At 40.2% G+C, this 21,730-nt stretch carries 17 protein-coding genes and 2 pseudogenes; 2 read left to right on the plus strand and 17 right to left on the minus strand.

Annotation, left to right across the window (positions count from 1 at the left end; genetic code table 11):
* Positions 1 to 20: 20 nt before the first annotated feature.
* From B7697_RS02290 to B7697_RS02325, 8 genes are all read right to left on the minus strand, one after another.
* Positions 21 to 1,124: a Gfo/Idh/MocA family protein gene (locus tag B7697_RS02290; protein WP_000241736.1), complete on the minus strand. Its 1,104-nt coding sequence runs from the start codon at positions 1,122 to 1,124 to the stop codon at positions 21 to 23.
* A gap of 12 nt (positions 1,125 to 1,136) precedes the next feature.
* On the minus strand, positions 1,137 to 3,230 hold the full coding sequence (nanB, locus tag B7697_RS02295) for a neuraminidase NanB (protein ID WP_084950141.1): 2,094 nt from the start codon (positions 3,228 to 3,230) through the stop codon (positions 1,137 to 1,139).
* A 16-nt stretch (positions 3,231 to 3,246) separates the two neighbouring features.
* Positions 3,247 to 4,080, minus strand: coding sequence for a carbohydrate ABC transporter permease (locus tag B7697_RS02300; protein WP_000730468.1), 834 nt, complete (start codon positions 4,078 to 4,080; stop codon positions 3,247 to 3,249).
* Positions 4,080 to 4,964 (minus strand): carbohydrate ABC transporter permease, encoded by an 885-nt coding sequence (locus B7697_RS02305; RefSeq protein WP_000237987.1) that lies wholly within the window; start codon positions 4,962 to 4,964, stop codon positions 4,080 to 4,082. Before B7697_RS02305 ends, B7697_RS02300 begins: the two co-directional genes overlap by 1 nt.
* Positions 4,965 to 5,042: 78 nt before the next feature.
* Positions 5,043 to 6,380, minus strand: coding sequence for an ABC transporter substrate-binding protein (locus B7697_RS02310; protein WP_000738780.1), 1,338 nt, complete (start codon positions 6,378 to 6,380; stop codon positions 5,043 to 5,045).
* Positions 6,381 to 6,398: 18 nt separating this feature from the next.
* Positions 6,399 to 6,851 carry a YhcH/YjgK/YiaL family protein gene (locus tag B7697_RS02315; RefSeq protein ID WP_000587482.1) on the minus strand — a complete coding sequence of 151 codons (453 nt, stop codon included), beginning with the start codon at positions 6,849 to 6,851 and terminating at the stop codon, positions 6,399 to 6,401.
* A gap of 24 nt (positions 6,852 to 6,875) precedes the next feature.
* Positions 6,876 to 7,574, minus strand: coding sequence for an N-acetylmannosamine-6-phosphate 2-epimerase (locus B7697_RS02320; RefSeq protein ID WP_084950142.1), 699 nt, complete (start codon positions 7,572 to 7,574; stop codon positions 6,876 to 6,878).
* Between the two features lie 201 nt (positions 7,575 to 7,775).
* Positions 7,776 to 8,756 carry an acetylxylan esterase gene (locus B7697_RS02325; protein ID WP_084950144.1) on the minus strand — a complete coding sequence of 327 codons (981 nt, stop codon included), beginning with the start codon at positions 8,754 to 8,756 and terminating at the stop codon, positions 7,776 to 7,778.
* A 237-nt stretch (positions 8,757 to 8,993) separates the two neighbouring features.
* Between B7697_RS02325 and B7697_RS02330 the strand changes: the two are divergent.
* Together B7697_RS02330 and B7697_RS02335 are read left to right on the plus strand one after the other, a co-directional pair.
* A pseudogene (locus tag B7697_RS02330) lies at positions 8,994 to 9,545 on the plus strand (GNAT family N-acetyltransferase).
* Positions 9,546 to 9,686: 141 nt separating this feature from the next.
* Positions 9,687 to 10,625 carry an Rpn family recombination-promoting nuclease/putative transposase gene (locus tag B7697_RS02335; RefSeq protein ID WP_033684859.1) on the plus strand — a complete coding sequence of 313 codons (939 nt, stop codon included), beginning with the start codon at positions 9,687 to 9,689 and terminating at the stop codon, positions 10,623 to 10,625.
* A gap of 707 nt (positions 10,626 to 11,332) precedes the next feature.
* Here B7697_RS02335 and recG read toward each other — a convergent pair.
* The 9 genes and pseudogenes from recG to der form a co-directional block, all read right to left on the minus strand.
* Positions 11,333 to 13,348 (minus strand): ATP-dependent DNA helicase RecG, encoded by a 2,016-nt coding sequence (recG, locus tag B7697_RS02350; RefSeq protein WP_084950146.1) that lies wholly within the window; start codon positions 13,346 to 13,348, stop codon positions 11,333 to 11,335.
* Between the two features lie 18 nt (positions 13,349 to 13,366).
* On the minus strand, positions 13,367 to 14,470 hold the full coding sequence (gene alr / locus B7697_RS02355; RefSeq protein ID WP_084950148.1) for an alanine racemase: 1,104 nt from the start codon (positions 14,468 to 14,470) through the stop codon (positions 13,367 to 13,369).
* A complete protein-coding gene (acpS, locus tag B7697_RS02360; RefSeq protein WP_000635005.1) occupies positions 14,460 to 14,822 on the minus strand; it encodes a holo-ACP synthase in 363 nt (120 codons plus the stop codon). The genes alr and acpS overlap by 11 nt, the downstream gene beginning before the upstream one ends.
* Positions 14,823 to 14,866: 44 nt before the next feature.
* On the minus strand, positions 14,867 to 15,898 hold the full coding sequence (locus B7697_RS02365) for a 3-deoxy-7-phosphoheptulonate synthase (protein ID WP_084950150.1): 1,032 nt from the start codon (positions 15,896 to 15,898) through the stop codon (positions 14,867 to 14,869).
* A 1-nt stretch (position 15,899) separates the two neighbouring features.
* Complete coding sequence (locus tag B7697_RS02370) at positions 15,900 to 16,931, minus strand: 3-deoxy-7-phosphoheptulonate synthase (protein WP_084950152.1); 1,032 nt, start codon at positions 16,929 to 16,931, stop codon at positions 15,900 to 15,902.
* An 80-nt stretch (positions 16,932 to 17,011) separates the two neighbouring features.
* Positions 17,012 to 19,525 (minus strand): preprotein translocase subunit SecA, encoded by a 2,514-nt coding sequence (secA, locus tag B7697_RS02375; protein ID WP_084950154.1) that lies wholly within the window; start codon positions 19,523 to 19,525, stop codon positions 17,012 to 17,014.
* A gap of 145 nt (positions 19,526 to 19,670) precedes the next feature.
* Positions 19,671 to 19,958, minus strand: a complete 288-nt coding sequence (locus B7697_RS02380; RefSeq protein WP_192851460.1) for a hypothetical protein — start codon at positions 19,956 to 19,958, stop codon at positions 19,671 to 19,673.
* A gap of 32 nt (positions 19,959 to 19,990) precedes the next feature.
* Positions 19,991 to 20,325, minus strand: a pseudogene (locus B7697_RS09385) (hypothetical protein).
* 83 nt (positions 20,326 to 20,408) lie between these two features.
* Entirely contained in the window at positions 20,409 to 21,719 is a 1,311-nt protein-coding gene (der, locus tag B7697_RS02390) for a ribosome biogenesis GTPase Der (RefSeq protein ID WP_001207696.1), read from the minus strand.
* Positions 21,720 to 21,730 lie beyond the last annotated feature (11 nt).

A 21,730-nucleotide genomic window follows, 5' to 3' on the forward strand; every position in this document is an offset into this window, starting at 1 on the left:
TCATCCCCTTTACATTATGTTTATTTTACAATTTCTGACAATTTTACTTTGCGATCTTCAAACATAGACTGGGTACAAGCATCTGCAGTAGCAATTGCTTCTAGAGCAGCTTCACCTGTCAATAGTTTTGCAAATTCTTCTGATACTGGAGCTCCTTGCATAATCTCATGCAGATAGCGCATTTCTTTATCAATGACAGATGATAGCCATAATGGAGTACGTTTACCTGGTTTACCATAAGCAATTGCTCCGTCCATCTCTGTACTATGATAGATACGAGTACGATCATCATCTTCTTCTTGAGATTCGTGAATCAAGAAATAGCTTTCTTGTCCATCTAGCTTAAGAGTTCCTTTACAGTTGAATAAATCTAAGCGGATAGCGCCTTTTGTTCCTTGAATTAAGACATAATGTTCACCCCAACGATAAGCTGACCCCCATTCTAACAAGGCAAAACGCTTATTAGAAAATTCCATATTGACAAAAATCATATCATCTTCATCACCGAAATTTTCACCTTCATGGGCTACATTTCCACCTGTCATGGTTACAGTTTCAGGCATGCCACCCATAAGGAATTGAACACAATCCAACTCATGGATGTGGTGATACAAGTGACCACCTGATTTTTCACGAATTTTTTTCCATGATACTGACGGTTGTTGTTCTTCCCAACCATTACGAGCTGTGTGACAATATAGAACGTCTCCGATGACTCCTTGATTAATGAGTTCTTTTGCATGATGGACACCATTAAAGAAGTTCATAATATGTCCTGCCATAAAGGTTACATTATTTTCTTTACATGCATCTACCATCTCGCGACAATCTTGATAAGAAAGCGCAATTGGTTTTTCACAGAAAACATTTTTGCCATGTTGTGCAGCCTTAATAACCGGTTCCTTATGAAGATTATTTGGAGTTGCGACGATAACACAATCTACTTCATCGCTAGAAACCAACTCATCTAGGGAACTTGCTACTTTTGCTCCCAATTCTTCTGCAATAGCCTCTGCATTATCTGGATCATAGAGAAGAGTAATCTCTGCTCCATCATTCTTTTGCATATAACGAGCCAACTCAGCTCCAAAATATCCTGTTCCAACAACACCGTATTTAACCATATTTTTTCTCCTTTATTTTGTTAAATCATTAATTTCCAAATCTATATACTGAACTACATTGCTTAAATGCAATTCATTTCTTGACCATGAATCATATTTTTCAAACAATACACCTATGTGATGATTTGGCAATTCTGTAATCGCAGAATAAGCATAACCATACGAAGGCAAATCAATGTCATAGTGGTATTTCCAATCGATACTATCATCTTCTTTATTGACTAAACCGACAACTAATTGACCTCCCTTACGGCCATTTCTAGAATTTGGTGTACTCAAAATGACTGCTTCTTTTCCATCAACTAATTGAGAGTATCTAATTGCAGATACTTGTGTACCATATGAAGTTTGTTGAATTCCATCGATATACGAAACTTCTGACCATGTTTCTCCAGAATCTCTACTAGTCATATAGGCAATCTTACCTGTAGTAGTTCTAAAGAATGTTCTAATCACACCATCTCTCATTTCAACCATTTGCGCTTCTGCTGTCGCATTCTTAAACGGAATTGAAGCTGAGGATTTCTTCCATGTTTGACCACTATCATCAGAAATGAGATAAGTTAGTTCGCCACTAGTATATGTTGCAAAAATTAATCTATTACTTGATTTTAATGCTAAACCTTGTCCGGGACATAAGTAAGTTCCATTATGTTTTTCTCCTAAGAACGGAGGCAATAACTTAAATTGTTCCCAACTCTCTCCTCTATTCTGACTAGTTGTCATTGCTATATAATTAGTAGGAGTCACTTTAAATAACGAATCTTTGTAGAAAACATTCATAGGAACCTGTTTTCCATTATGCCTTTCTCTTAAAGAGCCACTATCAAAATCAACCGAATATTGTTCAACTGTTAAAGACTTTCCTCCCTCTAAAACTTCATACTTATCATTTATAGTATAATTTGTAGGTTTATTAGTTGTTTCATCATAAACGACACCATTTTCTCTGACTGTATAACGGAAATCATTATCTCCATCCTTCTTTAGTTTTAAATAATAATGACCGTTTATTTCTTTAAAACCTGAATCAGCTTTATTTGCATTATTATTTCCGATACCAGCAGGCATAACATCAGCTAATAATATCGTTTTCCCAGATTTTTTATCTTCAACAATGGATGAATCTATAAATGAAGCACTTCCACTAATTTGACTATTCTTTAATTTATTATCTCGTGGCCAGTAAACTAACTGCTCCTCATAGTCATTAAACTTCATAGCAAAAGTTGGTTCACTCCACGTTTTCCCATTATCATCACTATAAGAAGTCGCGATATTAATCTTACTTTTAGAATCATGAGTCCCACCATAACGTGCATCAATACTTGATAGAACTCTTCCACTACTTAATGTATATAATGTCGGTATTCTAAAATAGTTTGCTTGAGTAGAATCTCCTGATTGGAAAATTAACTGAAATGGATTTGACAAGGGAATAGTTGAAACTTCCTGATCACTAATTGCTTTATTAAATAGACTGATTTCATCAATACTTCCTCTTGCAAGATAATGATCCTTGCCTTCACGATTAACAGCTCCTAGTGTTGCCTTATCTATACCATTTATATTTGAAATCGGCAAAAATGTATCAACTGTTTCAGAGAACACTTCTATACCATTAACATACATTGTGTATGTCTTATCTTTAGAATCAGATACAAATACGAGTGTATTTTCAACTGCCTGTCCTTTATGCTTTCCCCATAATGAAGCTGGTCTAGAAAATAAATAATTTATTCCCTTTTGGGCGTCTCTTATTTCTACACCTATCTCACCAGAATCTCTCATGAAAATTGAAAAGTAATTATTTTTAAAGCCTGCTTTACTATTAGATAGACCAAACAAAGCTTGAAGCGAGTTTGGTTTATCTGCTTTAAATTTCATTACTACTGTCTGACTCTCTCCAGATAATTTATCTAATAACAAAGGGCTGATATCTATACTCTTATTGTTCAGTTGATATGAACCTCCTTGAAAAATAGGAGATATAGACAGTTGACCATAGTTTAATTCATTCGCATGAATCAAAGTGGGTACTCCCATTAAAAGACTAATTCCTACAACAGAAATTCCTAGTTTTGAATAAAGACCTCTCTTATTCATTTTTTCCTTCTTTCGTTTACTTCACAGATCCTTCTGATAATCCACTTGCAATCTTATTTTGGATAATAGAGAAGAAAATAATTGATGGAAGAACCACAATAACAGATGCTGCCATCATATCTCCCCAGTCTAAAATTTCTGAACCGTTAAGAGATCGAAGAGCTACTGCTACTGTCATCTTTCCTGTATTGTTAATCAAAATTAAAGCATACAAGAATTCATTCCAAGCATTGATAAATGTATAAATAGCTGTTGCTACAATACCTGGTGCTACAATCGGTAGCACAACTTTATAAAATGTAACAAATTTATTTGCACCATCAATTCTAGCTGCTTCTTCAATTCCAATTGGAACTGTTTGGAAAAATCCAACTAAGAGCCAAACTGCATATGGAACACTAAAAGATAGATAAACCATCATCAAGCCAAATAAACTATTTGTTAATCCAACTTTAGCAATGGCAATTGAATAGGGAATTGCTAACAAAATTGGTGGGAAAATGTAGGTAATGACAAGTAATCTCGACATGATTGCTCCCAATTTAGGGAAGAATCTAACAATACCATAGGCTGCCATAGCAGAAATAATAATCGCAATAACGGTTGTAGCTAAGGCAATGATTAAACTGTTTCGAATGTTATCAATAAAGTGCAAATCGTTGATAACATGAGTGAAATAATCTAATGTAAATTGTTCAGGCCAAAATCGTGTTGGATACTGAGTTAATTCCCCTTTACCCTTGACAGAAGATATGATAATCCATACCAATGGGAAAATTGCAACAATGGTCGCACCAATCAAGAGTACATGTGAGAGAATATCTAAATAAATACTGGATTTCTTCTTCATTATTTTCTACCCTCCTTTTCCCACTTACTGATGATAGCAAAGTAGATAAAGCAAATCGCCATCAAGAAGATAAAGAGCAATACTGTAACTGCTGAAGCACGACCCAACAATTTAGTTCCCCAACCTAGGTTGTAAGCAAAAATTGGAAGCGTCGTTGTAGCATTAGCCGGTCCACCACCAGTAATAAGGTAGATGATATCAAAGTTATTAAAGATCCATACAGTTCTCAAAACAACTAGAAGTCCTACAACCACTTTAATATGTGGAAAGACGATAAACTTGAACACCTGCCAACTTGAAGCACCATCTATCTTAGCAGCCTCAAATTGTTCTTCTGGTACTGTTTGCAAAGCTGAAAGTACATTAACCATAATCATCGGCGCTCCAAACCAAATGTTGATAAACACCAAACATAGGAATGCCCATGTACTATCTGTCAAAAATGCAGGTGTATGATCCATTAAACCTAATTTTACGATTAGATTAGGTAAGTAGCCATAAACCCCGTTTAGAATCCACTGCCAAGAAAAGGCAATAACGATGGTAGGAAATGCCCAAGGAACAATCAATAAGGTCCTATATAATTTCTTGAAGTGGCGTACTCTGTGAAGAGCTAAAGCCAATACAAACCCTACTAGAACTTGACCAACTAATGAGAAAACGGTCCACTTAATTGAATTAAAGAACGCATTAAAGAAGTTGGGATCTGATAGCACAGCTTTATAGTTAGCTAAACCAACAAATTTATAATTAGGCATAATCAAATGCTTATTGGTAAAGCTATAAAAAATACTCGAGAAAAACGGATAAACAAAGAGTAATCCTACGATAATCATAGCTGGCAAAACAAATATCCAGCGAGTTAAATTACGTTCTTTAACCATTCTCCTTCTCCCTTCTTTTACAAGATTGGGCTAGGGCTTTTCAGCTCACTAGCCCACCTATTTTCTAGTCTTTTACATCTACTGAGCAGCCTCAAATAAATCGTTTAATTGTTTTTCTGCTTCTTTTGCTGCTTTCATAGGATCTGTTCCATTTGAAATGATATCTTGGAACATTTGTTCAATAATGTGTTGGTTAGTCAACATACCAGCTTGTACACTTGGTCCATTTTCATAACCAATAGCAGTACCTTTTTTAACAGCTTCAGTAATCACTTCTTCAGCATGTTTAAATTTCTTACGAGTTTCATTTTCTTTATAGGCTGCAGAATCGCTAATCCCCTTAATAGTTGGCAACATACCTACTGGAGTTGAATCAAGGAATTTAACGTAGTCTTCTTCATTATAAAGTGATTCTAAGAATGCTTTAGCAACTTCTGGGTGTTTTGAATTTTTCCAAACAACCATTGGAATGTTTGAGGTTTCAATTCCTTGTTCCTTATCAGATTCTTTGATTTTTGGAATAGGATAAGCATCAATCGAATCAATCAATTGAGGACTGTTGGCATTAATTCCTCCAATATGGAAGCCAGAGTTAAAGTCAAATGCTGTTTTTCCTTGATAGAACAAGGTAGCTTGTTGAAGGACATTAAAGTTCAAAGAATCTTGAGGTGAGATTTCTTTATACATTTTAACCCAGTATTTAATACCATCTTGAGCAAGTTGACTTGTCAAATCTGCTTTAAGATCTTTTGTCAAGAGACTTCCACCACCACTACGTACGTAGAAGTTCAAGAAACGTGTTGCCATTAAGTCATTTGTTCCAAACGGAACAGACAAGCCATAAACTCCAGCTTCTTTCAATTTTTTAGAAGCTTCATAGAGTTGATCCCAAGTTTTAGGAACCTCAATATTATGCTCTTTTAACAAATCTGTTCTAACCCACATGACTTGTGCATGTGAATAAAGAGGAACAGAGTAGTAATCATCTCCGATTTTTGCTTCATTTAAGGCAGTTTCGTTAAATTTATCCTGTCCAATACGCTTGATAGAATCGTTTAGCGGAACCAAAGCATCTGAGTTGACCATTTCCATTACTTGGTTAGGAAGAGCCGTACTGATATCTGGCACATTTCCATTTGCTAAACCTGTAGTCCATTTAGTATAGAAGTCATTCCAAGAAAATGTTTCAATCTTGATTTTGGTTTTTGGATGCTTTTGCATAAAAGCATCTGCTGATTTTTGAATACTTTCCAAACGTGGTCCTTGAGTAAAGGAGTGCCACATTGTAATCTCACCAGATAATTCTGTCGGTGGTTCAGTGTCAGCTGTAGTTTCTTTCTTTCCTGAACAAGCTACCAAGGCAACGGCTGCTAGCGCAACTCCAGCTAGACATAAAAACTTTCTCATTTTTTTCATTGTTCTTCCCTTTCTACATTAAGAAATCGCAACTTTAAAGACAACTTTTTTAACAGGTTCATCATTTATACGAACCTTGGGTTGATGTAAATCTTCTGGAAAAGTGATAAGGCATTCACCAGCTCTCAAATGAACTAACTGTTCCACTTCTCCTGTGTATAATTCAATATCTTTTTCTTCATCATATTTTTGGGTAACGCTTACATTTTCTGGCGACGTAACAGCCATGGCTTCTTCGTTTTCCAAAACTAAATGAATATCCAAATATTTTTGGTGAGTTTCAAAGAAGGCTCCTGCTTGACCGTCTGCTAGATAAGTAAAGCAATTACCAAATAATCGATCACCATCGATATCAATCGGACCTTCTGTTAAATTTTCTAGTCCTGTTTTTTCTAGAAAATCTATTAATGTTGCAAAATGTGGATTTACTTTCACATAAGTTCCTAAACGACTGATTTTAGTAATAATCATACTCAATCCCCCTTTCTTTATTTTTTATTTAAGACCAGCAACGAAGCGTTCTGTAATCTCTTTTGGTCTAGTAATAGCGCCACCAACAACGATACCTCGCACTCCATATCCCAGGATTTGTTTGGCTTGTTCAGGTGTATGGATTTTCCCTTCTGCAATAACATCTACACCAGCATCACAGAGTTTTTTGATTAATTCAAAATCAGGACCATCCACTTTTGGACTATAAGATGTGTATCCTGATAAGGTTGTTCCGACAAAGTCAATTCCTGCTTCAACGGCTGCCAATCCTTCCTCGAAAGTACTTGTATCAGCCATCAAGAGCTGATGAGGATATTTCTCCTTAACCTGACGAATGAACTCTTTAATCTCCAAACCATCATAGCGTTCGCGTTTAGTACAGTCTAGAGCAATCACCTCTATGTCCAGTTCTGCCAATTCATCAACTTCTTTCATAGTAGCGGTGATAAAGGGTTCTTGTGGTGGATAATCTCGTTTAATGATCCCAATGATTGGAAGTTTTGTGACCTCCTTGATTTCCTTGATATCGCGAACACTGTTTGCTCGGATACCGACTGCTCCACCTTGCTCAGCCGCTTTGACCAGCAAGGGAATGACTCCTCCCGCTTCTGTATAGAGCGGTTCGTGAGGAAGGGCCTGACAAGAAACGATGATTCCATCTTTGATTTGTTCAATCAAGGCTTCTTTAGTAATCTGTGGCATCCTCTTTCCTCCTTTTCTTTGTTCTTATGAGTTGATTATATATCATTTATGAAGCGCTTTCAATACTTTGTAGTAGGATAGATTACAGTTTCAAAAGTATTTTATAGAACAGCTGTTTCTGAAAGTAGTTTCAGAGAATCATCTATTTTAAATCATTTTTATTAAACTACAAAAAAGAGAGCTACTGGGCTCTCTCATTTATCATTTTACATACTTAAAAGGAATCTCACTACCACACAGCCAGTTATAGACTTGGTCATTGACAAAGACATTCATGGCTTCGTGGGCATACTCAGGCATGATGCGATAGGCCTTGTCGCAAGTCAGGCGGTTGTAAATCGCAAACTGGGTAATAGGGTAGCAAACATCATCGTCCAAGCCCGTAATCATCTTAACCTTACCCTTGATACGATGGGCAAGATTTTTCACATCGATATAGGCAAGGGTCGCCATAATTTCCTCCTCGGTTTCATGGAAGGGGTCGTGAAACTTGAAATAACGGAAAAGTTCGTCGTAGGCCTCGCTGGTATTGCCAATCTCAAGTACTCGTCTGAAATCAGACAAGAAGGGATAGATGGCAACTGTTTTCTGAATCCGTAGATTGAGGGCTGGCGCAACCAAGGCTAGAGCACCACCTTGAGAGGCACCATAGCTAGAAAGTCTTTCCTCATCTACCTGAGGCAGACTAGCAACAATTTCAACCAACTGGTAAATATCCAGATAAACATCCTTATAAAAGAGGTGATCCCGACCTTCCACAGCCCCACGGACAATATGTCCCTTAACCGTATTTCCTAAAGGAGAACGCAAACCGTCTTGCGAATAACCTGACTGTCCCCGCACATCCATGGAAACAACACCATAACCAGTAACGGTGAAGGACAGCATGTCAGCCCAGTCCCAGCCACGTCCCATATAACCATGGAAATGGAAGATTATCGGAACCTTCTCGTCACTCTTTGGAAGAACGACGCGCGCATAGACCTTGCCTTCATTGGTTCCTTCAAATGTTAACTCATAACACTTGACTTGAGGAATGTGGAAATTTCTTTCCTCCAACTGGTAGGCGGGAAGAGTTGAAACTTTTTTCACTTCCTCATCCCAAAAAATATCAAAGTCCTCTGGAACCTCATCTCGTCCTTTATAAGTCTTAATTTCTTCTAATAAAGCTGGATTTTTCATAGCATGCTCCTTTTTTGTAACCGCTACCACCACTGTAGCATATCTAAGAAAGCAATGCAAGAAAGAAGAATAAATAGAAAGAGATTTTAGATTCTTTATTTGTGTGATGATGGGCTGAAAGTAGTTTTAGAAATTAATGTGAATGCCCCAGTTGATTTGTCTACAGCTTATCTCGATATACTATAGTTTCAATGGAGATTGAATAGAGAATCACACACCAGAAAGCGAGGTAACATCATAAAAGCAATAGGTGCGCAAATATTACAGACAAACCGTTTAATCTTGAGAAGATTTGTGGAGAGTGATGCGGAAGCCATGTTTCAAAATTGGGCTTCGTCTGCTGAGAATCTGACCTATGTTACTTGGAATCCCCATCCTGATGTTGAGGTCACTCGAAACTCAATTCGTAATTGGGTTGCTTCCTATGCCAATCCCAACTATTACAAATGAGTCATTTACCTCAAAGAAAACCCAGAGCAAGTGATAAGAGATATCAGCATCGTTGAGATGAATGAGGATGATTCCAGTTGTGAAATTGGCTATGTTTTAGGAAAAAACTATTGGAGTCGTGGTCTTATGACAGAGGCCTTAAAAGCTATCTTAGACTTCTGTTTTACTCAAGCAGGTTTTCAAAAAGTCAAAGCACGATATGCCAGTCTCAACCCAGCTTCAGGTCATGTTATGGATAAGACTGGAATGTCCTATCTAAAGACTGTTGCAAATGTGGTAGAGAGAAAAGGCTATATTGCGAACCTTATTTATTATCAGATAAGCGGAGAAGACAGATAATCTTAAAATTTATTGCTTAGCCGCTGTTCTTATTTTTTATTTTCTATTTCATTTATCCTTTCTTTTCCGAATAAATAGATAGTAGCAGTGAATCTAGTGATTTTAGATTTAAAACTGTGGTATAATAAAAGGAGGAAAAGGATGATTCTAAGACATCCGGGCATTAGCCCAACCAATGACTTAGTAGCTAAGAAGATTTTTAGCAACCCAGAGATTACTTGTCAATTTATTCGTGATATGCTGGACTTGCCAGCAAAAAATGTGACGATTTTGGAGGGAAGCAATATTCACGTATTACCCTCCATGCCTTATTCAGCGCAGGATTTCTATACCAGTATAGATGTTTTGGCGGAGTTGGACAATGGGACGCAAGTAATTATTGAGATTCAGGTGCATCATCAGAATTTTTTCATCAATCGCCTGTGGGCTTATCTATGCAGTCAGGTTAATCAAAACCTCGAAAAAATTCGCCAACGTGAAGGTGACACTCACCAGAGTTACAAACATATTGCCCCAGTATACGCTATCGCAATCGTGGATAGTAATTACTTCTCGGATGATTTGGCTTTTCACAGTTTTAGTATGCGCGAAGACATGACAGGTGAGGTCTTAACCATCACAAACAATGGACAAGAAAACCATCTAGTTAAGATGGCGTTCTTGGAATTAAAAAAATACAAAGAAACCAGCAAAGACGAGGTTCGCAAGCCGTGGTTGGAGTTTTTCGGTAATAAACCCTTTACCCAGGAACCCGAGCGAGCCATCAGCCAGGCAGACCAACTGCTAGACTACAAGAGCTGGTCCGAGGAGGACAGGAAAATGTTTAGTCAACTACGTATGCGTGAAGAACAGGCATTATTGGCTCATGATTATGCCTTGGAAACTGCTAGGGCAGAAGGGATTGAACAGGGGTTGGAACGTGGTATTGAACAGGGACTGGAGCGTGGAAAAGTTGAAGGAAGTTTGTCTATGCTACTAAATCTAGTCCGTCAAGGTCTTTTGCCTTCTGAAGTTGCCAGTCAACAGTTGGGTATGACTGTCGCTGAGTTTGAAGAACTATTAAAAGAGCATCATAAATAAGAACTAAAAAATATAGAGAAACCAGCAAAGATAAGGTTCGCAAGCCGTGGTTGGAGTTTTTGTAAATCATTAAATCAATGACAGATTTTTCCGTGATAGATGGAAGAATCTGTTTTTTTTAGTTATGCTAGATGTGGGCTCTGAAATAGTAAGATATAGTATATTGAAATAAGATATGAACAAAGAAATTAGGAAAGTCAAATTATAGTTAAATGAAATAAAAACTGAACAAATTGATTGCGGAATTCAAACTAATTTCTAACAATATTTTAGAAAACTCGGTGGACTATTCCAGATTCAATCTACTATAATTTCTAGAAATTTTTTAGAATCCACAGTGTGCTATTTTAGATTCAATAAATTGTGCTTTTAGAAACAAAAAAGAGCATTTTCGCTCTTTCTTCTATTTCTATTAGTTTTTTGCTTCTTTCTTTTGGAAAGTGGTTTGGTAATTTACTTTAATCGTTACTGTCATGTGAGAGTCCTCGTTTCTTTTTGATGACTCTAGTATAAGGGCCAAACCTGAAAGCTAGCTTAAGATTTCCTTACAGAAAGCTTATACTCAATGAAAATCAAAGAGCAAACTAGGAAACTAGCCGCAGGTTGCTCAAAGCACTGCTTTGAGGTTGTAGATAAGACTGACGAAATCAGTAACATATATACGGCAAGGCGACGTTGACGTGGTTTGAAGAGACTTTCGAAGAGTATTAATCTAAATGTTCTTTCTTTTCCAAATGAAGGGCAATCATGCGCCATTCTGGATCTTCTTGCCAGCCCTCTATAGAACTAATGTAGCTTGCAACCTTTCTGGCTTCTTCTAAAATTGGAAAATCTTCGATAATATCAGCCACTTGGAACTCTGGAAGACCTGACTGTCTGGTTCCAAAAATCTCACCCGAACCACGCATTTTCAAATCTTCCTCAGCAAGGACAAATCCATTGGTGGTTTCTGTCATGATGCGCATGCGATCTTTCCCAGAATCAGTCTTAGGATTGGCAACTAGAACGGCATAGGACTGCTTATCTCCCCGACCAACACGACCTCTGAGCTGGTGCAGCTGGCTAAGACCGAAACGATCGGCATCCATGATGATCATGACAGTCGCATTGGGAACATTAACGCCGACCTCAATAACCGTCGTCGAAACTAGAATATCCGTTTTTCTCTCTTTGAAATCCTGCATAATCTGGTCTTTTTCGTCACTCTTCATCTTACCATGTAGAAGAGCCACCTCTGCCTTACCAGCAAAATGAGCCGTCAATTCCTCTGATAAGGCAATGGCATTTTTCAAATCCAGAGCTTCTGATTCTTCAATCAAGGGAGAGATGACATAGGCTTGGGAACCTTTTTGAATTTCCCCCTCTAACCAAGTCAAGACCTGAGGTAGTTGCTCATGCTTGATCCAGCGTGTCACAATAGGCTTCCGCCCTGCTGGCATCTGGTCGATAATGGAAACATCCATATCGCCAAAGGCTGTGATAGCCAGCGTCCGTGGAATAGGAGTCGCTGTCATCATGAGAACATCTGGATTGTCGCCTTTTTCTCTCAGAACGCGCCTTTGCCCTACACCAAAGCGGTGCTGCTCATCGATGATAATCAAGCCCAGACGAGCATAATCCACCCCATCCTGAATCAGAGCGTGGGTTCCGATAATCAAATCAGCCTCACCCTTGGCAATAGTCTCCAAGACTTCTCTCTTTTCTGCAGCTTTCAAGGAACCTGTCAAGAGAGCGAGTTTTAGGTCTGGGAAGAGACTCTTCAAACTCTCAAAGTGTTGCTCTGCAAGGATTTCTGTCGGTACCATGAGGGCTGCTTGGTAGCCAGCTGTCACTGCCGCAAACATAGCCAAGCCAGCGACTACCGTTTTTCCGCTCCCCACATCCCCTTGCAAAAGACGATTCATGTGGTGGTCCGACTTCATGTCGGTCAAAATTTCCTGCAAACTCTTTTCTTGAGCTGGGGTCAGGGCAAAAGGAAGGCTTTCCTTGACTGCTGTCACTTTTTCCTGAGACCAGTTCAAAACCAGACCGCTGCCCTGAACTCTATTTTCAGACTTGAGCGTCTGTAACTGCATTTGAAAGTAAAAGAGTTCCTCAAACTTGATACGGCGAAGGGCCTGCTTGTATTCTGCCAAATCCTTAGGAAAATGCATGGCACGAACGGCCTGACAACGGGACATGAGTTTGTATTTATCGAGCAAAGACTGGGGAAGATTTTCCTCTATCAAGAGGTCCAGTCCCTGATCAAAGGCCGTCTTGATAACTTTGACCAGACTGGCCTGACTGATTCCCTGAACCAGACGATAGACAGGTTGGAGGTCATCTTCCACCTGAGCCAGGACCTTCATCCCTGTCAGACTAGCCTTGGCACGGTCCCATTTTCCAAAGACAGCAAGGGTTGCTCCCAACTCTATCTTGTCTGCTAGATAGGGCTGGTTAAAGAAATTCACCGCAAAAACAACTTCTCCCTGCTTGAGGCTAAAGCGCAGGCGATTGCGCTTGAAACCATAATACTGGACACTGGCAGGAGTCACGACTTGACCAGATAGGACTGCCTTTTCACCGTCTTCTAGCTCCAGCACCTGCTTGGTTTTAAAGTCTTCATAACGGAAAGGAAAGTAGAGCAAGAGGTCTTGCAAGTTTTCAATTCCTAGTTTGGCGTATTTCTCTGCTGACTTTGGTCCCACACCAGGTAAGACATGCAAGGGTTGATGTAGATTCATGCTCCACTCCTTTCTTTTCTAATAATATTCTCTCGGAATGCGATCGCTGAGGAGACAAACGACCTCGTAGTTAATAGTCCCACGGTAGGTCGCTACCTGAGTAGCTGTGATTTCCTTGCCTCCGTTGGAGCCAATTAAGGTTGCTTTTGTTCCCAACGGATAAAGCTTAGGCAGACGAATAGTGATTTGGTCCATAGAAACTCGTCCAACAATTGGGCAAGCTTGGCCATCTACCAAGACAGTGAAATTCTGCATATCTCGTGTCCAACCATCCGCATAGCCGATTGGCACCGTCGCAATGACTTGCTCACTATCCGCTTCATATGTCGCTCCGTAGCCCATGCAAGCTCCAGATGGAACTGTCTTGACGTGAACCAAGGCAGATTCCAAGGTCAAGGCTGGTTTCAAGTCATAGGGCAAGTCCAAGACCTCTCCGCTAGGATTCAGACCATACATAGCATCCCCCATACGAACCGCATTGAAAATAGTCTCTGCATGCCAAAGGGTCGTTGCAGAATTGCTGGCATGAACCAGCTCTGGAAGACCTTTCATACTGGCCAAAATAGTTTTAAACCGTTCTAACTGGGCATTAAAGTAGTCATCTGATTCCTCGTCTGCAGTAGCAAAGTGGGTAAAAATCCCTTCAACACCAGCACCATGTTGTCTGAGCAAGTCTTGAGCTTGCTCAGCCTCACTAGCCTCTCGAAAACCAATCCGTCCCATTCCTGAGTCAATCTTAAGGTGGACTGTCAATCCAGTTAGGTCCTCTTCCTTATCTAAGAGTGATTGAATCCACTCCAGTCCAGCCACTGTCAAGGTAATGTCGTATTCTTTAGCAAGAGAAACAGCTTCGATTTCAGAAACTCCTAAAATAAGGATTTTCTTGCTGAGTCCAGCCTGTCTGAGTTCAATGGCTTCATCAATATTGGAAACGCAAAAACCATCAACATCATCTTGAATCGCCGTCGCAACAGCAACAGCCCCATGCCCATAGGCATTGGCCTTGACCACAGCCCACTTGAGCGTTCCTTTAGGGATATGAGCACACATTTGCTGAATATTTTGTCGAATAGCTCCCAGATGAATCAGAGCCTTGGTTGGTCTATGTGGACTAGCTTTCATGATTTTCCTCCAAAATGACACTGGCTGTCACAAACTGATCTGTATGGCTGATAGACAGCCAAATCTTTCCTGAAAATGGTGCCTGACTAAAATAAGGCGCTCCGCGTTCATTATTCAAGACTTCCAAATCCTGAAAACCGAGCTTGCCAATGCCCGTTCCCATTGCCTTAGAAAAGGCCTCCTTAGCCGACCAGCGACCAGCCAAATATTCAATCTGCCTGCGCCCTTTAAGACTGGTGAAGCGCTCCATTTCCTTAGCGGTCAGTACGCGCTTAGCAAATCCTTCATGTCGTGTAACTGCGCTTTCTATCGAAGCCAATTCTTCGATGTCAATTCCGTGTCCAACTATCATTCTCATCAAAAGGAGTTGAGATTCCCCAACTCCATCCTTTTCACTTATTTTGTCATGGTAGCATAAATCTCTTCTACCAAAGCCTCTGTATTCTCCCAACCTAGGCAAGGATCGGTAATAGAGCAACCAAAGACCTCTGGTTGGTTTTGACGACCATCTGCTAGGTAAGATTCAATCATAAAGCCTCGAACCGTCTTTTTGATTTTCTCGTTCCAATCACGATTTTGCAAGGTCTGGCGAACAATTCTAATTTGCTCCATATATTGCTTTCCTGAGTTATCATGGTTGGTATCAATGAGGATAAAGGGATTTTCAAGTCCCATGGCTTCATAACGCTCAATAGTATTTAGCAGGGTTTCATAGTAAAAGTTAGGCTCATTTTTCCCATATTCATTGACTGCTCCACGAAGGATAACGTGGGCTAAAGGATTTCCTGAAGTTTCAACTTCTTGGCCATGGAAGAGGAAGGTCTGTTTGTTTTGGGCGGCATAGATACCGTTAAACATGACCCCAAGATTTCCTGAGGTTGGATTTTTCATTCCGACTGGTGCATCAATTCCTGAAGCCACAAAGCGGTGCTCTTGGTCTTCCACAGAACGAGCCCCAACAGCATGGTAGCTGACCAAATCATCTACCAATACCAGATTTGACGGATAAAGCATCTCATCTGCCGTTGTCAAACCAGTCTCTGTAATCACACGATAGTGCAACTGGCGCACAGCCTGCAAGCCATTGATCAGACTTGGAGCCTTAGAAGTATCCGGTTGGTGAACCAAACCTTTATAGCCGTCTCCGTTAGTGCGAGGTTTAGCTGTATAAACACGCATAACCATGAAAATCTTGTCCGCCACCTTCTTTTGCAAAGCAGATAAACGACGGGCATATTCCAAGACAGCCTCTTCATTGTCAGACGAGCAAGGACCAATCACCAAAAGGATCCGGTCATCTTCTCCCGAAATGATGTCTGCCAATTCTCTATCACGACGCTCCTTTAGTCGCAAGGCTGCCACAGACAATTGGGTTTCTGCCTTGATTGCTTCAATATCGATTTCTTGACCTTTTTCAATAAATTCCATCTTATTCTCCTAGCGTTTGGTAGATTTCTCTGACGAGGACTTCCGTATTATCCCAGCCCAGGCAAGGGTCCGTGATAGACTTGCCAAATACTTCCGGTTCGTTCTGACGGCCGTCTTCTAGATAAGACTCAATCATAAAGCCACGAACGTACTGCTTGATTTTTTCATTCCAATCACGGTTAATCAAGGTCTGGCGGACAATTCTAATCTGGTCCATATATTGCTTACCAGAGTTGTCATGATTGGTATCCACAATGATAAAAGGATTTTCCAAGCCCATCTTCTCATACTGAGCAATAGTATCCATCAAATTATCATAGTAGTAGTTAGGAATATTCTTACCATACTCATTGATTGCTCCACGAAGAATAGCGTGCGAAAGCGGGTTCCCAGTTGTTTCCACTTCTTTTCCTAGGAAAAGGAAACTTTGTTTGTTTTGAGCAGCATAAATCCCATTAAACATAACATTGAGATTTCCAGAGGTTGGATTTTTAAACCCAGTCGCAAAATCTGCCCCGCTTGCCACAAAGCGGTGTTGCTGGTCTTCAACCGAACGTGCACCAACTGCCATGTAAGAAATCAAATCATCTACAAGCGGTAGATTTTCAGGATAAAGCATTTCATCAGCAGTAGTCATACCTGTTTCCGTGATGACACGATAATGAAGATGTCGAACGGCTTTGATTCCGTTGATGAGGCTAGGGGCTTCTGTCGCATTAGGCTGGTGAATCAAGCCCTTATAGCCATCTCCGTTGGTACGGGGTTTGGCAGTGTAAACACGCATAACCATAAAGATACGGTCTGCCACTTCTTCTTGCAAAGCTGCCAAACGCTTAGCGTATTCAAGAACAGCTTCTTCATTGTCAGATGAGCATGGCCCGATTACCAAGAGAATTCGCTGGTCTTCTCCACGTATAATGGCTTCTAGCTCTTGATCGCGCTGAGATTTTCTCTCCAAAGCTTGACCTTCTAATTTTGATAAGGCACGAACTTCTTCAATATTAATTTTAGGACTTTTTGCTGTAAATACCATAACTCATCTCCTTATAAATCAAACGGATACCAAGTAAAAATTTACTTTTCACAAGGTATCCGCCTCTAAACTATCTCATTTTATTGTCTTTTACCGTGACAGTTTTTAAACTTCTTACCAGAACCACATGGGCAAAGTTCATTCCGTCCAATCTGACTCAAATCCAAATCTTCTGGTATATTTGCTTGGTGGGCAGCGATATTGCGGGTCGCTGTTGTACTGATATGGTGTTCTGCTTGTGGTCTTTCTTGTTCATGAATTTGTGCTTTCATCATCAAGCGTGTCACATCAAACTCAATCGAACCAATCATGTCATTAAACATACGGAAACCTTCTGCCTGATACTCGACAACAGGGTTGTTCTGAGCATAGCCACGAAGTCCAACCGCGTTACGTAATTGATCTAGGGCATCGATATGATCTGTCCACTTGTTATCTACCACTCGTAGAATCAAGACTTTTTGGAATTCTTTAACTGCTTCTTCATCGCGTAGTTTTGAAACCTGACTATCGTAAACTTGCAAGGCCCGTTGGAAGAGTTCTTCCTTAATAGCCTTATCAGACAAACCTGACAAGTCTTCGATTGAAATAGAATCTTCTGGAAGCAAGTTGTACTTAGCAAAGTTCAAAATTGCCTCTAGTTTTTCATCTTGTTTGGCACGCGCATGACCATCAACGACACGACCAATCGTGCGTTTGATCATAGCCTGAATTTCAGGTGCCAAGTCACGGTCTGCAGTGATAACATCGTAACGTTGAGCATAGATAATCTCACGTTGTTCACGCATGACGTCATCATATTGAAGGACTTGTTTACGGGTATCGTAGTTATTTCCTTCGACACGTTTTTGCGCTGCTTCAACCTGACGTGTCAACATACGAGACTCAATGGCCTCTTCAGACATGTTGAGACGTTCAAAGATCCCTTTCAAACGTTCAGAACCAAAACGTTTCATCAAATCATCTTCAAGAGATAGGTAGAATTGTGACTCACCTGGGTCTCCTTGACGACCTGAACGTCCACGAAGCTGGTTATCGATACGACGGCTTTCATGACGTTCTGTACCAATAACACAAAGTCCTCCAAGTTCGCGAACCCCTTCACCAAGCTTGATGTCGGTACCACGACCGGCCATGTTGGTTGCGATAGTAACAGCACCACGTTGACCAGCATTCATGATGATTTGAGCTTCTTTATAGTGGTTTTTGGCATTCAAGACTTCGTGAGGAACGCCAGCTGCGACCAATTTCTTAGAAATGTAGTCACTGGTTTCAACCGCTACTGTACCAACCAAGACAGGTTGACCTTTTTGGTAACGAGCCTTAACGTCTTCGACAACCGCCTTAAACTTAGCTTCAATACTAGCAAAAAGTAAGTCTGGATGGTCAATACGCTGAACAGGACGGTTTGTTGGGATTGGAATAACACGAATGTTGTAAATTTCACGGAATTCTTCTTCCTCAGTCTTACCTGTACCCGTCATTCCAGACAATTTCTTGTACATACGGAAAAGGTTTTGATAAGTGATTGAGGCAGATGTCTTGGTTTCATCTTGGATTGGAACACCTTCTTTAGCTTCAATAGCTTGGTGCAATCCATCAGAATAACGACGACCTTCCATGGTACGACCTGTAAATTGGTCGACGATCAAGATTTCTTGCTCTTCGCTCACCACATAGTCAATATCGAGAAGCATGATGTAGTTGGCACGAAGGGCGTTATCGATAAAGTGAGTCAGAGCTACGTTTTCGATGTCATAAAGGTTTTCAAGCTTGAAGTAGCTTTCAGCCTTGTCAATCCCTGAATCAGACAAACCAATAGTCTTAGACTGCACATCAATGATGTAGTCGTCTTTGTCCAACGATTTTACATAGTGGTCTGCCATGTGGTAGAGCTGACTGGTTTCAACTGCGTTAGCACCTGATACGATCAAAGGTGTACGCGCCTCGTCAATCAAGATTGAGTCAACCTCATCGACCAAGGCATAGTTAAGCGGACGTTGTACCATGTTTTCAGCGCGAACGACCATGTTATCACGAAGGTAGTCAAATCCGATTTCTGAGTTGGTTGAGTAGGTAATATCACACTCATAGGCTTCTTTTTTCTCCATTGGAGATTTGGCAGCCAAGTTAATCCCTACTGACAAACCAAGCCATGAGTACAATTCACCCATCTCAGTCGCATCACGTTCTGACAGGTATTCGTTAACCGTAACTACGTGAACCCCTTTACCTGAAAGAGCATTGAGGTATACCGGCATAGTCGCAGTCAAAGTTTTCCCTTCCCCTGTACGCATTTCTGGCACGTCACCATGGTGAAGAACGATTCCCCCCATAACCTGAACCTTATATGGAAAGAGTCCTAGGACACGTTTGGCACCTTCACGGACAACCGCAAATGCTTCATAAAGCAATGAATCCAGTGATTCTCCATTTTGATAACGTTCTTTAAATTCAACTGTTTTTGCTTTTAGTTGGTCGTCAGTCAAAGCAGCCATTTGGTCTTCGTATTTGAAAACCTTGTCAGCCATCTTTTCCAGACGACGGATTTCTCCTTTATCATTTTCGATAATTGTTTTTAAAATATTAGCCATGTTTTTCCTTACTTTAAATTCCGAATATTTTAGAATGTTCTTTTAATTTTAGCACAATTACTGATTATTTTCAAGGAAGAATCCCCATTTTGAAAAGGAAAAAGAGGCTAGTTCCCAAGCTAACCTCTCTGATTTTTATGACTGATTAATTGCCAAAAATCGGCAAAATGGCAAATAGGATAAATAGATTTATCCAAAGAGAAAGACAGCAGATCAATCCAAAAACAAAGAGACTGACTTTCTTGGACAGCAAAGCCATCAAAATGGACAGAATGCCAAAAACTAGCAAGACTTTCTGTATGCTGAAGAGGTCAATCTTCCCCCCCAGAATCGGACTGCCCCAAGGAAGAAAGAAGAAAGCAATCCAGATCAGCAGAACTAAACCAATATAGACCTTGGAATAGCGTGTAATAAATGATTTTAGACGTGCCATAAGCCACCTCCTATAAACAAAACCCATATAACTCAATGCCTTCCACCCTTGGACTTCATAGTTCCCGTCTCAAGTGAAGCATTTTTTTGAAACAGAAATAAGTTGACCTATTCAGACCAATAGCTAGCAAAAGAAAAAGAAACCAAATGCCCCAAAACTTGATATCTGTCACATTTCTCAAGACGATATTGAAAAACAAAACTGAAATAACTGTCCAAGCAAGGCTAAAAAGAGAATAGAGGGTGATGTAAATCCAGTAAAAATAGTAAAAAATGGGGAAAAATTTACTATCTCTGTTGGCCTTTTCAATCCAGCTGAAAAAGTAAAAACAGGGTAATAAGATTAACAATTTAAACAAATGTTCCATCATCAACACCTCTTTTTGATAGCGCTTTCTTCAACTTCATTTTATCAAAAAAATCTGGAAATGTCATTCCAGATTCTGCTTTTTTATTTACGTTTTCTTGCGATGAGATGAATCGGTGTTCCTTCAAAGACAAAGGCCTTGCGAATTTGATTTTCCAAGAAACGTAGGTAAGAAAAGTGCATAAGTTCTTCTTCATTGACAAAAATGACAAAGGTTGGTGGTTTTGTTGCCACTTGGGTCGCATAGAAAATCTTAAGACGTTTTCCTTTGTCTGTCGGTGTTGGGTTGATGGCAATGGCATCCATAATGACATCGTTCAAGACAGCTGATGGAATACGTGTGTTTTGACTTTCACTGATTTGTTTGATCATCTCAGGCAGTTTGTGAAGACGTTGCTTGGTCAAGGCTGATACAAAGATAATCGGTGCGTAAGGTAGATATTGGAACTGCTCACGGATATCTTCTTCCCAGTTTTTCATAGTGTGATTGTCTTTTTCAAGTGTATCCCACTTGTTGACCACGATAATCATCCCTTTACCAGCTTCATGGGCAAATCCTGCGATACGCTTGTCGTATTCACGGATGCCTTCTTCCGCATTGATGACCATCAAGACCACATCTGAACGATCAATAGCACGCATGGCACGCATGACTGAGTATTTCTCAGTATTTTCATAAACCTTACCAGATTTACGCATACCAGCCGTATCAATCATGGTAAACTCTTGACCATCTGTATCTGTAAAGTGGGTATCAATAGCGTCACGCGTTGTTCCAGCAACAGGACTAGCAATGACACGGTCTTCTCCCAAGATAGCATTGATCAAACTTGACTTTCCAACGTTTGGACGACCAATCAAACTAAACTTAATGACATCTGGATTTTCTTCCTCATATTCATTTGGAAGATTTTCCACGATGGCATCTAGCACATCTCCTGTACCGATACCATGGACAGATGAGATAGGCAGTGGTTCACCCAAACCGAGGGCATAGAAATCATAGATATCATTTCGCATCTCAGGGTTGTCCACCTTGTTAACTGCGAGGATAACTGGTTTGTGGGTCTTATAAAGCTTACGGGCTACGTATTCGTCCGCATCGGTAATTCCTTCCTTACCAGACACGACAAAGACGATAACATCTGCTTCTTCCATGGCAATTTCTGCCTGATGCTTGATTTGTTCCATGAAAGGAGCATCGACATCATCGATTCCTCCTGTATCAATCATGCTAAAGGAACGATTGAGCCACTCACCAGTTGCATAGATACGGTCACGTGTCACTCCTTCGACATCTTCTACAATGGAGATTCGCTCACCAGCGATCCGATTAAATAGGGTTGATTTCCCAACATTGGGACGTCCTACAATGGCAATAGTTGGTAGGGCCATAATTTCTCACT

The sequence above is a fragment of the Streptococcus mitis genome (assembly GCF_002096895.1).
Taxonomy (GTDB): Bacteria; Bacillota; Bacilli; order Lactobacillales; family Streptococcaceae; genus Streptococcus; species Streptococcus mitis_AH.

Bases quoted from the DNA above. Each gene is read 5' to 3' on its own strand.
- secA (WP_084950154.1), bottom strand. From the start codon at position 19,525: ATGGCTAATATTTTAAAAACAATTATCGAAAATGATAAAGGAGAAATC.
- acpS (WP_000635005.1), bottom strand. From the start codon at position 14,822: ATGATAGTTGGACACGGAATTGACATCGAAGAATTGGCTTCGATAGAA.
- B7697_RS02305 (WP_000237987.1), bottom strand. From the start codon at position 4,964: ATGGTTAAAGAACGTAATTTAACTCGCTGGATATTTGTTTTGCCAGCT.
- nanB (WP_084950141.1), bottom strand. From the start codon at position 3,230: ATGAATAAGAGAGGTCTTTATTCAAAACTAGGAATTTCTGTTGTAGGA.
- der (WP_001207696.1), bottom strand. From the start codon at position 21,719: ATGGCCCTACCAACTATTGCCATTGTAGGACGTCCCAATGTTGGGAAA.
- B7697_RS02310 (WP_000738780.1), bottom strand. From the start codon at position 6,380: ATGAAAAAAATGAGAAAGTTTTTATGTCTAGCTGGAGTTGCGCTAGCA.
- B7697_RS02365 (WP_084950150.1), bottom strand. From the start codon at position 15,898: ATGGAATTTATTGAAAAAGGTCAAGAAATCGATATTGAAGCAATCAAG.
- B7697_RS02315 (WP_000587482.1), bottom strand. From the start codon at position 6,851: ATGATTATTACTAAAATCAGTCGTTTAGGAACTTATGTGAAAGTAAAT.
- alr (WP_084950148.1), bottom strand. From the start codon at position 14,470: ATGAAAGCTAGTCCACATAGACCAACCAAGGCTCTGATTCATCTGGGA.
- B7697_RS02335 (WP_033684859.1), top strand. From the start codon at position 9,687: ATGATTCTAAGACATCCGGGCATTAGCCCAACCAATGACTTAGTAGCT.
- B7697_RS02320 (WP_084950142.1), bottom strand. From the start codon at position 7,574: ATGCCACAGATTACTAAAGAAGCCTTGATTGAACAAATCAAAGATGGA.
- B7697_RS02290 (WP_000241736.1), bottom strand. From the start codon at position 1,124: ATGGTTAAATACGGTGTTGTTGGAACAGGATATTTTGGAGCTGAGTTG.
- B7697_RS02300 (WP_000730468.1), bottom strand. From the start codon at position 4,080: ATGAAGAAGAAATCCAGTATTTATTTAGATATTCTCTCACATGTACTC.
- B7697_RS02325 (WP_084950144.1), bottom strand. From the start codon at position 8,756: ATGAAAAATCCAGCTTTATTAGAAGAAATTAAGACTTATAAAGGACGA.
- recG (WP_084950146.1), bottom strand. From the start codon at position 13,348: ATGAATCTACATCAACCCTTGCATGTCTTACCTGGTGTGGGACCAAAG.
- B7697_RS02380 (WP_192851460.1), bottom strand. From the start codon at position 19,958: ATGGCACGTCTAAAATCATTTATTACACGCTATTCCAAGGTCTATATT.
- B7697_RS02370 (WP_084950152.1), bottom strand. From the start codon at position 16,931: ATGGTATTTACAGCAAAAAGTCCTAAAATTAATATTGAAGAAGTTCGT.